We start from the raw sequence: 14,202 nt of genomic DNA on the forward strand, positions 1-14,202 counted from the left end.
CGATGCTAAAACAATCCGGCCATAGTGGCCATGCGCCATCAATCCAATAAACGCCTGAGACCCCGTCATGCATCCTGATCCCCAGAGCCAAGCCCGGGAGGCGCTGCTCGGCCTCCATCGTCAGCTACAGGAAAATGCCAGGCGGCTGGGCAAGGTCGACTGCGACGACCCTGACGTCCAGGCTGTCCTCCAGGCCATACAGGATCTCAACGAGCGGGTCGCCGACATGGTGGCCGAGACCGCGCTGCTGGCGCCTTTGCCACTGGGGCTAGTGGCAGAAACGGTTCCTACGGGAAGCTCAGATCAAGGCTGACGCCACATTTATACCGGATTGACAGGCTGCGGCTGCCTGCCAAGGACCGGTGGGTCGCTGAAAATCCCGGACCAGGCGCAATGCCTGACCAAGGCAGGCCAACGCCAAGCGCGGGCACCTCTGGCCTTCTAGTCTTCAGCGTCGCCAGGCTGCCGGCGCTGGAAGCTGCGTGCCCACTCGAGCAGCGCATTTTCTTCGTCGGTACGATCGTCCACCCCGCACTCTTCCAGCACCGTGATGACCCGGTGCATGAAGCCCTGATCGAGGCGGGCCTGATCCATGACTCTGTTCAGGTCCAGCGGACTGGCCAGGGTGAGATGAGAGGGAAATTCGGTGTCGTCGATGCCCATGGCGGTCTTACCTGAAAGCACTGCTGTCGATTGCCGACTGGCTTATTGCCATCATCTTTCGTGACGACCTGATGAATACATCAGTTATCGCATGAACTGTCCATATTGATGACTGAGCGGCACTTGGGCGGAAGAATCGCTGGTGACCGCTCGCCAAATACGCCTATGGAAAGCCCGTGCCTCTTGCCCAGCCGCGGGGATGACTCCGCTGGGCTAGCGGGCGCAGCCAAGGCTGGCCTTACGCCTTTCAGCAAGGCACAATCCAATAGTCATACGATGACCGACAAGAATGGCCATCCTGTGACGCCTGCTACGTCCCCTTTCCGACAACTACAACAAAAGGATCCGAGCATGAAAAAGCTGAAATTGGCGGTAGGTTTCCTGTGTCTGTTCAGCGGCTATGTCGCAGCGGCCACCGGCGATGAAGGTGATGTCGCCACTGCTGTCGACAAGCTGACCCAAGCCATGTGGCACAAGGATATTGCGCAACTCGATGCCCTGACCGCGGACAACCTGACCTACGGCCATTCGAGCGGCAACATTCAGGACAAGAAGGCCTTCATCGCCGACATCGAAACGGGCAAAAGCGCGTTCAACGATCTGAAGATGCTCAACCAGAAGATCACGCTGTCCGGAGACGTCGCCCTGGTGCGCAACCACTTTTCCGCCCAGGCCGTGAACAGCGGGAAGGTCGTGCCCACCGAAATCGAAAACTTCCAGATCTGGCAGAAACAGAATGGCCACTGGCTGTTGATCGGCCGCCAGGCCTTTCGCTTCTGATAGCCACGAGCAGCCGCCGTCACGCCGTCAGTCACTGAACGTCGCCAAGGCCTCGGGTTCATTCCCGACTCTTCACGAGCCGTCGCCGGTATTCAGGTGGACGGCTCGGGCGCGCACCCTACGCCCTGGTTCCAGGCAAGCCGTAGGGTGCGGCGATGACAAGACGGGAGGTCCCTACTCCGCTTCGCAGGCGGAGTGCGGATCACCGGCACGGTGGACCGGAACGCTTGCCGGCCCGGCTTGGCTTCCCGCCTGCTTCGTCTACCCTTAAGGAATCCATCATCCTTTCGGGGGCATGATGGATTCCAGGACGCCGGAGGCATCATGGATCTGATCATTCGACACTTCGAAGGCCAGCCCTTCGTCAGCAACCCCTATGTACCGGGTACGTCGCTTCGCCAGGATCTGTTCGAGCGGCAATTCACCATCCTGCTGCATGGGACGATGGAGCGCTTCGAAGACGCCGGGCGTGGCACCTTCCATATCGCCGGCCATGTCCAGCTCGGCCAGTGCGGTGTGCTCGATGACGTCCTCCTGATCGCCTTGGCGGCGGTCCGCCAGGATCGCTATCCGACCCCCGTGGCGACACTCGACTTTCACCCCAAGCGGATCTCCGTCTCCGATCGCCACGGCCACCTGGTCATGGCAGGCAAGGTGGATCGGGAGCACCGCCGCATCGACTGGATCGACCCCTGCAGTACGGCCGAGGAAGAACAGGCGGTGCTGGCGCAGCTCCAGCTGTTGCGTTCGCGCTCGGCCTTCCAGCACGACTGGGACAATTTCCGGACCTCGCGACTGCTGGATGCCGACGCCGACCTGCTCAAGGGCCGGCTGGTGCACAAACCCTGGCGGCCGCACGTGCGGGCATTGCTGAGCGCCTGATCTCACCCCTAGCCGGGAGGAGCGTGTGCGACCTGCGGTGCCATCCCGCTGAACAGTCACCCGTGGACCCGGTCCCTATTGGAACGACCATTGGGAGACTCGACGATGACGACAACCAGCGATGTCTTGTGGGGCGCCCTGGCCATAGGCGTGGTGACCGGCATGCGCAGCATGCTGGCGCCGACCCTGGTCAGCCAGGCTCTGGCGGAACGTGCGGACCTCGACAGCGTTGGCGAACCCGCCCGTACGCTCGCGGCGCGGCCCGTACGGCAGTACCTGCTGCCCCTGGCGGCCGCAGAGCTGTTGGGTGACAAGTTGCCCTTCGCCCCGGACCGCACCCTAGCGCCTTCGATGCTGGTCCGTGCCCTGTCCGGCGGCGTCAGCGCGGCGGCACTCGCAGGGGTGCGGCGGCAACCGAGACTGTTGCCTGCCTTGATCGGGGCGACTGCAGCCTGTGTCGCGGCCAGGGTCGCGATAGCACTGCGCAAGCGCTACGCCGCTGATACCTGGATCAACGCGGGGCTGGGCCTGGCCGAGGACGGGATCGCCTTTTCGTTGGGCAATGCCGGTCTGCGACGAGCCCTGCAGGAGCCCTTGAGGCCGTGACGCTCGGGCTGGCCTGCCACGCCCCTTCCCGCCCGCTCGGGCGAGGTCGCTCAGGCGCCTAGCACCCCGGGCAGCACCAGCGCCGTCAGGATGCCGAGCAGGATCATGCCGAGTGCCGAAAAGGCCGCCGTCTCCTGACTTTCGCGCAACGCATGGGCGGTGCCTATGGCATGGCCGTTCATGCCCAGGGTCAGGCCGCGGGCTGCCGGATCTTCCACCTTGAAGACCTTGAGCAGCGGCAGCGCCAGCGTGGTGCTGATCACGCCGGTCAACATGACGATCATCGCGGTCAGGGGCGCGATGCCACCGAAATGATCCGCCAGTGGCAAGGCGATCGGCATGGTGACCGACTTCGGCACCAGGCTCATCAGCAGGGTCTCCGACAAGCCGAACAGCCAGCCCAGGGCCAAGGTCAGGGAGACACCTACGACGCCGCCGACCAGGAGGGTTATCAGCAGCGGCTTGCCCAGCGCCTTCACGCGCTGGGCATTCTTGTAGAGCGGAACGGCGAGGCCCACGGTGGTGGGTCCGAGCAGCATCGAGAGCATCCCGCTGGCGCTTCGATACTGCTCGTAGGGAATGCCGCCGATCCAGAGCACGGTGGCGACGAGGGCCGTGGTGACCAATACCGGTTGCAGCATGACCAGGCGCAGGCGCTGCTGCAGCACGAGCGCCAGCTGATAGGCCGCGAGCGTCAGGGACAGGGCCAGCAGGGGTGCGAGGGCTTGATCAGACATGGTCTTTGCTTCTACCGATCAGGTACTGCAGCAGCCAGCCGCACAGCGGCACCGTGACCAGCAGAGACAGGGCGATGACCAGCACCAGGCGCAGCCATACCGAGGCTTCGAGGCCGCTGAAGTCGACGATGCCCACCGCCGGCACCACGAGCATCAGCGGCAGGTACTGGAGCAGGTTGCCGGCCATGGTCTCCACGCCCTCGGGCACTCGACGCAACAGCATCAGCAGGATGAAGAGGACGATGATCCCAATGACGCTGGCCGGAATGCCGCCTATATGAGTCGTCATATAGGCGCCCACCAGATAGCAACCCACCAGCATCAAGAAGCCCGCTATAGGCATAAGCACCCCAGTTACCTTGTTATTCCAAACGGCCCGCCATGACAGGCTGCGCACCGATGCCTGGCACGCGCGAGCCGGGCCGGCCCGTTGAAAGCCGCACGCTCCGCAAGCTACGCGCGGGCTAACTATAGGCGCATCTGAAAAGGGCTGGGCAAATCCCTGCTGGGATCGGTGAAAGGTGCCTGCCTTGTTCGACTCGATATCGGGTTGGCGTCGCGATCCCCCTGCCCTCGCAATCGGATCGCCGGTCAACCCGCCACTCTCCCTGAGCCATACCTCGCGAGACGCCAGCCGACGCGGGAAGACAACGCCGAGGCTGATGAAGCCGCTAGCGCCTCACGGCGGCAGCGCGCGCATGCCCTCGAAGATCAGGCGCGTGGTATTGCGCACGTTGGCCGCATGGCCTTCGCGATCCAGCGGGTCACTGGCCGTGAGGCGCAGCAGCTGCAGATGGGAGTAGTCGTTGAGCAGGAAGGCGGCCAGTTGCACATCCAGGTCGGCGCGCAACTTGCCGGCGGCCTGCAACTCGCGCAGCACCTTGGCGATCTCGTCCTGCAGGCCGCGGTTCATCTGCCGGTAGGCCTGGGGCAGACCGCTGTCGCCTCCTACCAGCACCAGCGGCAGCAGTTCGCGCCAGAGGGCGGCGGGCAGGACGTCCAGCGCGTAGCTGATGAGCAGGTGCTCCAGGTGGCAGAGCGCATCGACGGGATCCGCGAAGTCGCGCAGGTGCCGGCGCACGTCGATCAGGGCCCGGCGATCGGACTCCTTGATCATCTCCAGGATGATCTCGTGCTTGCTGCCGAAATACTTGAACACCGTGGGCGCCGAGACGCCGGCCTCGCGAGCGATCTGCTCGACGGTGGTCTCGCGAAAGCCCTGACGCTGGAACAGCATGACCGCCGCGGCCGAGATGGCGGTGCGGCGTAATTCCTTCTGACGTTCGCGTAGCCCGCTCACCGTCGCTCCTGATTGCTGGGGTGCCGGAAAGGATAGCTGGCCGGGCTTCGCTACAGAAAATATTTTATTGACTAAATAAATTAACATGGTTAATTATTTTCCCGTACCTGCTCTACGCAGGGCCACTGCCAGGATGAGCCTGATGAACCAGAGCCTCGATCGCTCCCTGGTTTCCCGGAGTCGGGAAGTCAGCGAGATGTACGACAGACAAGAACAAGAGCCCGTACTGATGCAGGGCTTTCCAGCCGAGCCGGACCGGCGCGTGACCTGGGCCAACTGGATGTCACCGCCGTTCAATCGCTGGGGCTTCCGCAATCTGGCGCGCCTGCGCCCCACTATCGAGGTGGCGGCCGGGCCGCGACCGGACAGGGTGTTGGCCCATGCACCCGTGGCCCTCGAAGAACTGCGATTCGAAAGCAGCTGCGGCCGCAGCGTCAGCGCCCTCGACCATCTGCAGGCCAGCAAGACCGACGGCTTCCTGGTGCTCCATCAGGGCCGGATGGTGTACGAGCGCTACTTCAACGGCCAGGTCGCCACTGACCGCCACATCATGTTCTCGGTCACCAAGTCGCTGATCGGAGTGCTCGGCGAGCAACTCATCCACGATGGCGTGCTCGATGCCCAGGCGCTGACCCAGCGCTATGTGCCGGAACTGGCCGGCAGCGCCTTCGGCGACGCCAGCATCCGCCAGTTGCTCGACATGGCCGTGGGCGTCCACTACACCGAGCTGTATGACGATCCCACCTCGGAAAGCTCCCAGTATGGTTACGCCTGTGGCTTCAAGCCGGCGCCGCCCGCGTACGCCGAGTACGAGTCGCTGTACCAGTACCTGCCGTCGCTGCGCAAGAGATGCGAGCACGGCGGCCTCTTCCACTACGTGACCGCCACCACCGAGGTGCTGGCCTGGGTCATGGAGCGCGCCAGCGGCCTGGGCTGCGCCGAGCAGTTGCAGCGGATATGGCAGCAACTCGGCTGCGAGCGCGACGCCTACTTCATGGCCGATCCCTGGGGCCGCAGCGTCGCCGGCGCCGGCTTCAACGCCACCCTGCGCGACATGGGCCGCTTCGGTCTGATGCTGGCCAACGGCGGTGTGGTCGACGGCCAGCAGGTCATCGATCAGGCGGTGATCCAGGCCATCGCGGCCGGCGGGGATCCGGCCGTCTATGGCGTGCACCAGGACTTCTCCGACTGGACCCCGGGCGCCTCCTACCGCAGCCAGTGGTACGTCTTCAACGACCACAGCTCGGCCCTCATGGCCAGCGGCATCCATGGCCAGTACCTGTTCGTCGATTTCGCCGCCGATCTGGTGATCGTCAAGCAGTCGTCGCTGCCCGAGGCGGTCACCGAACTGGACATCGACACCGTACGCCTGCTGCGCGCCATCGCTGCCCAGTTGCGCGGCTGATCCCCCCCTAACGAGATCGATGAGCGCCGGCCCGCCAGCGCTCCCACCTGCTGCGCCAGGTATCCGGTGGTCGCCTTGGCCACCCTTCACTGCCCTGTAATACAAGAAAAATAGTCAGGAGCTCCACATGTGCATAACCAAGCGCCTTCCCGGCGTGCTGCTGGCGCTCGGCCTGCCGCTGGCCAGTCAGCCGGCCCAGGCAGGCTATCCGTTCGATTACCGGAACCTCAAAGGCGACCTCAACCTGACGGTGGGCGCCGGTTCCATCACCACCCGGGGCGTCAACTTCGGCGCCGGTCGCATGGATGTCCGCAGTGGCAGGAATGAGGGCAGCCGCAGCGCCTGGCAGGAGTTCTACGCCAAACCCGGCGTCACCCTCGACTATTCGCTCAGCGACAGCGTCCACCTGCTGGCCGGTGGCTCGGTGGTCGGCGCCATCACCCTTGGTGACGGTGATGCCGGTGGCTTCACCCGCAGCTCGGATGGCCGCTTCGCCCCCGAAGAAGGCTATGCCGGGGTACAGGTGGGCAACTGGAAATTCACCGCGGGCCGCCAGAACTTCATGGTCGGCACCGGCTTCATCGTCATGGACGGCAATCTCGATCTGTTCGGCGATGGCGCCTACTGGCTCGGCCCGCGCACTGCCTTCCGTGACTCCGCGATCCTGGCGTGGGGGCATGGCCCGGCCCAGGCACAGGCCTTCACCCTGCGCACCGACGATCACTATGGCGACTTCCGCCTGAGCGGCGCCAACCTGGATTACGACCTCGACGGCCAGGTGACCCTCGGCGCCCTGGCCATGACGGTCGATACCCTGGCCAGCAACAAGAGCACCGCGGTCCGCCGCGACGGCATGGGGGTGTACAACCTGCGGGCCCTGCGCGGTCATCTGCCGGGCCTGCCGAATCTCACCTTGAATGGCGAATACGCGATGCAGCGTGGTGGTAACGGCGCCCTCAGCTACGACGCCAGCGCCTGGTACGTCCAGGCCGACTATCAATTCCAGGACCTGCCCTTCACCCCCACCCTCGGCTATCGCCATGCCGTCTTCTCCGGTGACAGCGACCCGACTGACAACCGCCAGAAAGGCTGGGATCCGCTGAGCAAGGGCTTCACCGACTGGAGCACCTGGCTGGTGGGCGACGTGGTGGGCAACTACCTGCTGTTCAACAGCAACGAGCGCGTCCAGCAGTTCTCGCTGAAAAACCGCCTCGACGATACCTTCACCCTGGGCGTCATCCACTACCAGTTCTGGCTCGACCAGGCCAACTTCCGCGGCGCCGCCGTCAGCGATCGGCGGTTCGCCGACGAGACCGCGGTGTATCTCGATTGGACGCCCAATCGGCAGTTCTACGGCTCGCTCTCGTACAACTGGGTGCAGGCCAGGTCGGCCGCCCGCCAGGCGTTCGGCGACAACGACCGCTTCAGTGCTCTCGAGCTGTACTTCACCTATCGCTACTGACCACCAGCCACCACTGCCCCGAGGGGCACAGGAGAGCGTGATGAATACCAAAAACGGGATCGCCGTGCCGACGCTGCAATGGGTGCTGAGCCTCCATGTCCTCATCGACCCCGCCGATGGCCTGGGCGTCTGCACGGATGGCCAGCGCAGCAACTACCGGATCACCGGCGGGCACTTCGAAGGCCTGAACGTGCGCGGCGAGGTGATCGCCGGCGGCGCGGATTTCTATCTGCTGCGCAGCGACGGCGTGGGCGAGCTGGACGCACGCTACAGCCTGCGCAGCGACCAGGGCGAGTGGATCAACATCCACAACACCGGCGTGATCACTCTCAGCGACCGGGGCCGGGCGCAGGTCGCCCAGGGCCTATGGCCCATCGCCGAGGAGGACTATCACTGCAGTTGCACGCCGCGCTTCCAGGTGGCCAGCGGCAGGCTCGACTGGCTGACCCGCAGCGTGATGATCGGCAAGGTGGGCTATCCCGCCGCCGACCAGGTGGCCATCCATTGCTATCGCCTCACCTGACCGGCCACCCCTCTCGCAGCACGGCTTTCTACTGAAGCGGCAGGCCACGCCGTGGCCGAGCCGGCAGGTAATTGACCATGACCATCGCCAACCAAAGCCTAATACGCGCCGCCTGCATCGCGATCGCCGCCGCCTCGATCCTCGTCATCGGTGTACAGCCGATCTTCATCGGACTGCTGACCGAACGCCTCGGCCTGACCCTGGCGCAGCAGAGCTGGACCATGTCCGTGGAGATGTGCGGCTCCATCGTCGGGACGCTGCTGTACCTGCCGCTGATCCGCTTTCTCGGACCGCGCACCCTTGCCCTGGGCACCGCCCTGCTCCTGCTGTTCGCCAACGCGGCGACCGCCAGCGTCACCACCCTCGATCCGCTGCTGGCCTTGCGCGGCCTCTCGGGTCTCTGCTCGGGCGTGCTCTACTCCTACGCCATCTATTGGCTGGGCAGCATGCCGGGCCAGGACCGGTCCTTCGGTATCCTGCTGTTCGTGCAGACCGCCCTGTTCGCGAGCAGCGCGGTGCTCATGCCGATGATCGCCGAATGGCAGGGCTTCGCCGGGGCCATCTACTACCTGGCCGCCTGGTTCGGCCTGGTCTGCTTCCTGAGCCTCTGCCTGCCGGCCAGGCAGAGTCCGGAAGCGCAATTGGTGGACAAGGCGTCGCTGCGCTCCGGCCTGACGGTTATCGGCGTCTGCTCGCTGTTCGGCATGCTGTTCCTGCAGCTGTCGATCTATTCGTTGTGGGGCTTCGTCGAAGGCATCGCCCGAGACGCCGGGGTGGCACCGGTCGATATCGGCTGTGCGATCAGCATCGGCCTGCTCGGCGGTCTGCCCGGTGCGGCGCTGCCAACCCTGGCCGGGCGGCACCTGGGCCGCGTGCCGATGATCCTCACTGGCTCCCTGGCCGTGCTCGGCGCCATCTATCTACTGGCTACGCGCATCCACACCGCGGCGGATCTGCTGTTCGCGGTGTTCCTGATGAACTTCGGCTGGAACCTGGCACTGTCCTACTACATGTCTTCGGTCGTGACCCACGACCCGAGCGGTCGCCTGACCAAGCTGGTCGGTGTGGTACAGGTCGCCTCGGCGGCCGCGGCGCCGACCCTGCTGAGTCTGCTCATCGAAGGCAACGACCGGCGCAGTCTCTTCATGCTGTCGGCGGGCGCCATCCTGATCGGCTGCGTCCTGGTGATCGTCATGCTGTCCTGGGGGCGGCGCCAGGTGCCGGGCAAGGCGCTGGACTGCTCGGTCTGAGCGGTGCCCGCATGGCAGGGAGCGCTGCGCAAGGGCGCTTCTTGCCGTCGTACCCTCGAGCCGCACGGATATCACGGCCTTCTGCGCGGCCCGCGACAGCCTCCATGACCGATTTGTCATCCGCCGGTCAGCCTGGCGTTCCCCCTGCCCTCCTAAAGTGGCCCGGTCAGCGAACAGCTACCCCCACTCAAGAGGACTCTCCATGAAAGCACTGCTGCTCGGCATCTTCGGTCTGCTCGCCACCGGCTCCGCCCTGGCCGCTTCCGATAATTCCGCCCTGATCCACGACAAGCCCGGCTTCTTCGTCCCCCTCGACGTCGACAGGGTCGTCAGCCAGACCGACCTGAACGCCCAGTGCGGCATCGTGCCGGCACGCCTCGACTACCTGGATCACGCCGGCCGGGAACATGAGCTGGACTACCTGGCGTTTGGCAACGGCTGCTACAACCAGAATTGAGGCGCTAGTCGACCCGGTGACGAAGCGCGGCGGCTACCGTCGCGCCGGCCAAGGGAGCACCTGAACAGGCACCTCCCTGCGCCGGAATCCGGAAGCCCCACGCCAGCGCCGGCAGCTACACGCTAGAAAAACCGATAGGCCTTGGCCAGCGCCCGCTCCAGCACGGCGATGCAGGCGTGCTCGTCCGCATAGGACAGGAACTGGCGCTGAGCATCGGCCTGGGCTTCGGCCAGACGCATCTTGCGCTCGGCCAGCTCCTCTTCCAGCAACGAGGTGCTCATGCCCAGATCACAGCAGGGGTTGGGGCCATTCATAAAACACTCCGGACAAATTACAGACTGCGTCATCAGACATGGTTATGAGATTTGGTTCACAAATCGTAGCGAATCTCATTGTTGCTGAATGCGCGTTCCGCCGTGGTGTTTTCCAGCCCCTTGCGCTAGAGCGCCTGCCTGAGGCATCCGCAACCCTGCACCCGCCATCAGGCAGGTAAAAGCTATACAATTCGGCGCCCTAAATAAGCTGTGAAGATACATGCGCCCTCTGCTCTCGCTTCTCCTGGCCACGCTGCTGGCCTCATCCGCGCTCGCCGCAGCGCCCGATACCTTTGTCGAAGCCAAGGTAATCGCCAGACAAAAGGTCTACTTCGACCAGAACACCAGCGCCCAGGGCGACCTCTATTGCGGCTGCCAGTGGGAGTGGGTCGGTAAATCCGGAGGACGGGTCGATGCCGCCTCCTGCGGCTTCCAGGCACGCAAGCAGGAAACCCGTGGGGAACGCACCGAGTGGGAGCACATCGTGCCGGCCTGGACCTTCGGTCATCAGCGCCAATGCTGGCAGAACGGCGGGCGGGAACACTGTGTGGCGGATGACCCGGTGTTCCGGGCGATGGAGGCCGACCTCTTCAACCTCTACCCCGCCGTGGGTGAGGTGAATGGGGACCGGGCCAATTTCAATTACGGCATGGCCCAGGGCGTGCAGCCGCAATATGGCCGCTGTACGACCAGGATCGACTTCCAGGAACGCGCCGCCGAACCGCGCGACGAGGTCAAGGGACTGGTCGCCCGGGTCACCTTCTACATGTTCGATCGCTACGGCCTGAACATGTCGCGCCAGCAGCAGCAACTGCTCATGGCCTGGGACAAGCAGCAGCCGGTCACCGCCTGGGAGCGCGAAAGGGACAGACGCATCGCCGCGGTGATGGGCTATGGCAATCCCTTCGTGTCCGGCGAACGGCACTGGACGCTGGGCTACCAGCCGGTGGGCGACGGCATCGTCAGCCCGCTGCCCGGACCGAAATCGGCGCCGAAGGCACCGGCCAAGACCGATAACCCCGCGGCTGCCAGCCAGGGCGCGATCATCGGCAACCGCAACAGCCACGTCTATCACCTGCCGCAAGGCTGCCCGAGCTACGCCCAGGTGTCGCCCAAGAACCAGGTCAAGTTCGCCTCCGAAGCCGAGGCGAAGGCGGCAGGCTTCACCAAGGCAGGCAACTGCGCGCCCTGATCGCTAGCCCCTGGGCGCTGGCCCCCACTCATCAGGGGGCCCAGGCCGTCACTGCCCCTTGGACAGCTCCACCAGCATCCGGGTGAGCAGATAGATACGCGGCGTCACGCTGTCCAGTTCGACGTACTCCTCGGGGGTGTGCAGCTTGCCGCCGACGATGCCGAAGCCGTCCAGCGTGGGCACGCCGGCACCGGCGGCGATGCTGGCATCCGCGGCGCCACCGCTGCCCTCGACGGTCAGCTTACGGCCCAACTCGCCATAGATGCCCTGGGCCATGGCCAGCAGCCGATCGCTCGCCGCCGTCTGCGGCATCGGCGGCAGGCCACGCTCCAGCCGCGTGGTCACCTCGGTATCGGGGATCTGCTTGTTGGCGGCGATTCGCGCCAGGTCCTTTTCCACCCGGTCGAATTCTTCGGGTAGCGCGGCGCGGACGTCGGCCTTGGCGACGGCGTGGTCGGGAATCACGTTGATGCGCTCGCCCGCCTCGATCACGGTGAAATTGACCGAGGTCTTCTTCTCCGCATCGCCCAGGTTGCCCAGTTGCAGCACCTGGTGCGCGACCTCGGTGGCAGCGTTGCGTCCCAGTTCCGGAGAGACGCCGGCATGGGACGACTTGCCCTTGACCTCCACCACGGCGGTGGCGCTGCCCTTGCGCCATACCACCAGGCCATCGGCCGGTCGACCCGGCTCCAGATTCAGCGTCACGTCATGCTGCCTGGCGGTGCTGGCGATCAGCTCGGTGGCCGCCTGGGAACCGGTTTCCTCGCTGGCATCCAGCAACAGGGTGATCTGCCCGTAGTCCTTGAAGTCGAGCTGCTTGAGGATTTCCAGCGCCGCCAGGGCGACCACGATGCCACCCTTGTCGTCGGACACGCCCGGACCATAGGCGCGCTTTTCATCGGTGCGATAGGGCCGGGCCTTGGCCGTGCCCTCCTTGAACACCGTGTCCATGTGCGCCAGCAGGAGAATCTTCGCCTTGCCATTGCCCTTGAGCGTGGCCACCAGGTGCTGGCTCTTGTCCGGCGCGGTGTTGGGCACCTGTTGTACCGTGGCGCCGAGTTTCTTCAATTCCGCGCTGACGAGCTTGCCCACCTCGGTCAGCCCCGGCGCGTAGCCGGAGCCCGAGTCGATGTTGACCAGTTGCTCCAGCAGCTTGAGCGTCGGCGCCTTGGCCTGCTCCGCGGCGGTCTGGATGCGCGCATCGAGCGCGGCACTGGCGGGCATGACGATGCAGCAGGCGAGAACGGCAGCGAGGGTGGTACGGAAGAACGGAGCGGACATCAGGCTTTCCTTGTTGGCATTGTTGGATTAGTCAGACAACTGTAGTCGCCACAAGGACATAGGGGAAATTCGGGGCCGTTCCGGACTGCCCGGAGCCCACAGCAGGCTGCCGGCGACGCTTTTCTGAGCGAGTGTCCTGGGAGCAGACCCGCCCTTGGCCGGGGATAGCCCAGGCCAGTCGCCCACGACCCAGCCGCGCTGCTGCAGCGGAGGCTGTCATTCGTCCGCCGCCAGCGAGAGAGCTTACGGCCCGAGCATCAGGCCAGAGGTCTCGTGACTCATTTTCGGGCATGCACGCGACCAGCCGCTGGAGGTGTCTAGCTCCGGCAATTGACTGAAAATGCAGCCAGGAAAACCCGCGCAGAGCCCCTGTACGAGGGCAGCCACTGGGCTGCTTCGCACAATTTTGGAGCAAAATATTCATTAAAAAAGACTATTGAATAAAAAATTTCATCGCCTTACTCTCGGCTCGACGTCGTAAGGAAAAAGCCACTGACCGCACCGAAAAATAGGGAGTGAAGATGAAAGCGAAGATAGCGTTGGGTCTGCTCATGACCGCCGCAGTAGCCCTGCCCGCCTGGTCGGCCGACTGGACGGTGGGGGCCAACGTCGGCAACGTGCCCTGGGAGTTCCAGGACGCCAAGGGGGACTTCGTCGGCTTCGAAGTCGATGTGGTGAAGGAAGTGGCGAAACGGGCCGGCAAGAGCGTGGATTTCGTCAACATTCCCTTCAACGGCCTGTTCAGCGCGGTGCAGTCGAAACGCGTCGACATCGCGATTTCGTCCATCACCATCACGCCCAAACGCTTGGAATCGGTCGCCTTCGCTCAACCCTATTTCGACAGCGACCAGTCGCTGACCACCCTGACCAACTCCAAGGTGAAAAGCCTTGCGGACATGAATGGCAAGGTGGTCGGTGTCGATACCGGCTCCACCGGCGACATGTGGATCGGCCAGCACAAGAACGAATACAAGTTCGCCGACGTTTCGCGCTACGAAGGGCTGTCACCGGCCATGCTGGACCTGGGCTCCGGGCGCATCGATGGCTACCTGAGCGATATCCCCGCCGTCCTCTACTACATCAAGGACAAGCCGCAATTCTCCGTCGTCGCCCGCATCCCCACCGGTGAGCGCTATTCGCTGATGCACGCCAAGGGCTGGGCCATGAGCGATCAGGTCAACGACATCATCAGCAAGATGAAGGAAGACGGCACCCTGGGCGCCATCCACAAACAGTGGTTCGGTACCGAGGCTGACAAGGAATCGAGCACCCTGAAGGTCTCCGCCGCGCCCAAGTGAGCCCTGCCGCTGCTGCATGCCCCGGGGCGACGTCCGTTCGCCCCCGGGCAGT

General features: G+C 64.5%; 17 protein-coding genes. 11 read left to right on the forward strand and 6 right to left on the reverse strand.

What is annotated here, in order from left to right:
- The first annotated feature begins 67 nt into the window (after positions 1-67).
- Positions 68-313, forward strand: coding sequence for a hypothetical protein (locus EC839_RS05250; RefSeq protein WP_132832390.1), 246 nt, complete (start codon positions 68-70; stop codon positions 311-313).
- 128 nt (positions 314-441) lie between these two features.
- Here EC839_RS05250 and EC839_RS05255 read toward each other — a convergent pair whose 3' ends face one another.
- Complete coding sequence (locus EC839_RS05255) at positions 442-663, reverse strand: hypothetical protein (RefSeq protein ID WP_132832391.1); 222 nt, start codon at positions 661-663, stop codon at positions 442-444.
- Between the two features lie 351 nt (positions 664-1,014).
- Here EC839_RS05255 and EC839_RS05260 point away from each other — a divergent pair, with 351 nt between their 5' ends.
- The 3 genes from EC839_RS05260 (at position 1,015) to EC839_RS05270 (ending at position 2,931) form a co-directional block, all read left to right on the forward strand.
- On the forward strand, positions 1,015-1,443 hold the full coding sequence (locus EC839_RS05260) for a nuclear transport factor 2 family protein (RefSeq protein WP_132832392.1): 429 nt from the start codon (positions 1,015-1,017) through the stop codon (positions 1,441-1,443).
- A 324-nt stretch (positions 1,444-1,767) separates the two neighbouring features.
- Entirely contained in the window at positions 1,768-2,325 is a 558-nt protein-coding gene (locus EC839_RS05265; protein ID WP_132832393.1) for a hypothetical protein, read from the forward strand.
- Between the two features lie 105 nt (positions 2,326-2,430).
- Positions 2,431-2,931 carry a DUF4126 domain-containing protein gene (locus tag EC839_RS05270; RefSeq protein WP_132832394.1) on the forward strand — a complete coding sequence of 167 codons (501 nt, stop codon included), beginning with the start codon at positions 2,431-2,433 and terminating at the stop codon, positions 2,929-2,931.
- Between the two features lie 50 nt (positions 2,932-2,981).
- On the opposite strand, the gene EC839_RS05275 is transcribed toward EC839_RS05270, so the two are convergent.
- From EC839_RS05275 to EC839_RS05285, 3 genes are all read right to left on the reverse strand, one after another.
- Positions 2,982-3,668 (reverse strand): LrgB family protein, encoded by a 687-nt coding sequence (locus EC839_RS05275; protein ID WP_132832395.1) that lies wholly within the window; start codon positions 3,666-3,668, stop codon positions 2,982-2,984.
- On the reverse strand, positions 3,661-3,957 hold the full coding sequence (locus tag EC839_RS05280; RefSeq protein ID WP_177416678.1) for a CidA/LrgA family protein: 297 nt from the start codon (positions 3,955-3,957) through the stop codon (positions 3,661-3,663). Before EC839_RS05280 ends, EC839_RS05275 begins: the two co-directional genes overlap by 8 nt.
- A gap of 390 nt (positions 3,958-4,347) precedes the next feature.
- Positions 4,348-4,968 (reverse strand): TetR/AcrR family transcriptional regulator, encoded by a 621-nt coding sequence (locus EC839_RS05285; RefSeq protein ID WP_132832396.1) that lies wholly within the window; start codon positions 4,966-4,968, stop codon positions 4,348-4,350.
- 142 nt (positions 4,969-5,110) lie between these two features.
- On the opposite strand from EC839_RS05285, the gene EC839_RS05290 reads away from it, so the two are divergent.
- From EC839_RS05290 to EC839_RS05310, 5 genes are all read left to right on the forward strand, one after another.
- Positions 5,111-6,373, forward strand: a complete 1,263-nt coding sequence (locus EC839_RS05290; protein ID WP_132832397.1) for a serine hydrolase — start codon at positions 5,111-5,113, stop codon at positions 6,371-6,373.
- A gap of 127 nt (positions 6,374-6,500) precedes the next feature.
- On the forward strand, positions 6,501-7,835 hold the full coding sequence (locus EC839_RS05295) for an alginate export family protein (protein WP_132832398.1): 1,335 nt from the start codon (positions 6,501-6,503) through the stop codon (positions 7,833-7,835).
- Between the two features lie 40 nt (positions 7,836-7,875).
- On the forward strand, positions 7,876-8,358 hold the full coding sequence (locus EC839_RS05300) for a DUF3237 domain-containing protein (protein ID WP_132832399.1): 483 nt from the start codon (positions 7,876-7,878) through the stop codon (positions 8,356-8,358).
- 77 nt (positions 8,359-8,435) lie between these two features.
- Positions 8,436-9,608 carry an MFS transporter gene (locus tag EC839_RS05305; protein ID WP_132832400.1) on the forward strand — a complete coding sequence of 391 codons (1,173 nt, stop codon included), beginning with the start codon at positions 8,436-8,438 and terminating at the stop codon, positions 9,606-9,608.
- A 202-nt stretch (positions 9,609-9,810) separates the two neighbouring features.
- Complete coding sequence (locus EC839_RS05310) at positions 9,811-10,065, forward strand: DUF2790 domain-containing protein (RefSeq protein ID WP_132832401.1); 255 nt, start codon at positions 9,811-9,813, stop codon at positions 10,063-10,065.
- A gap of 122 nt (positions 10,066-10,187) precedes the next feature.
- Here the strand turns inward: EC839_RS05310 and EC839_RS05315 are convergent, their stop codons facing one another.
- Positions 10,188-10,379: a hypothetical protein gene (locus EC839_RS05315; protein ID WP_132832402.1), complete on the reverse strand. Its 192-nt coding sequence runs from the start codon at positions 10,377-10,379 to the stop codon at positions 10,188-10,190.
- 229 nt (positions 10,380-10,608) lie between these two features.
- Here EC839_RS05315 and EC839_RS05320 point away from each other — a divergent pair, with 229 nt between their 5' ends.
- Positions 10,609-11,571, forward strand: a complete 963-nt coding sequence (locus EC839_RS05320) for an endonuclease (protein WP_132832465.1) — start codon at positions 10,609-10,611, stop codon at positions 11,569-11,571.
- A gap of 48 nt (positions 11,572-11,619) precedes the next feature.
- Here the strand turns inward: EC839_RS05320 and EC839_RS05325 are convergent, their stop codons facing one another.
- Positions 11,620-12,852, reverse strand: coding sequence for a glutamate carboxypeptidase (locus EC839_RS05325; RefSeq protein ID WP_132832403.1), 1,233 nt, complete (start codon positions 12,850-12,852; stop codon positions 11,620-11,622).
- Positions 12,853-13,373: 521 nt separating this feature from the next.
- Here EC839_RS05325 and EC839_RS05330 point away from each other — a divergent pair.
- Positions 13,374-14,150: a transporter substrate-binding domain-containing protein gene (locus EC839_RS05330; protein WP_132832404.1), complete on the forward strand. Its 777-nt coding sequence runs from the start codon at positions 13,374-13,376 to the stop codon at positions 14,148-14,150.
- Positions 14,151-14,202: the final 52 nt, after the last annotated feature.

Origin of the sequence: Pseudomonas sp. JUb52 (genome assembly GCF_004341115.1) — a bacterium.
GTDB lineage: Bacteria > Pseudomonadota > Gammaproteobacteria > Pseudomonadales > Pseudomonadaceae > Chryseomonas > Chryseomonas oryzihabitans.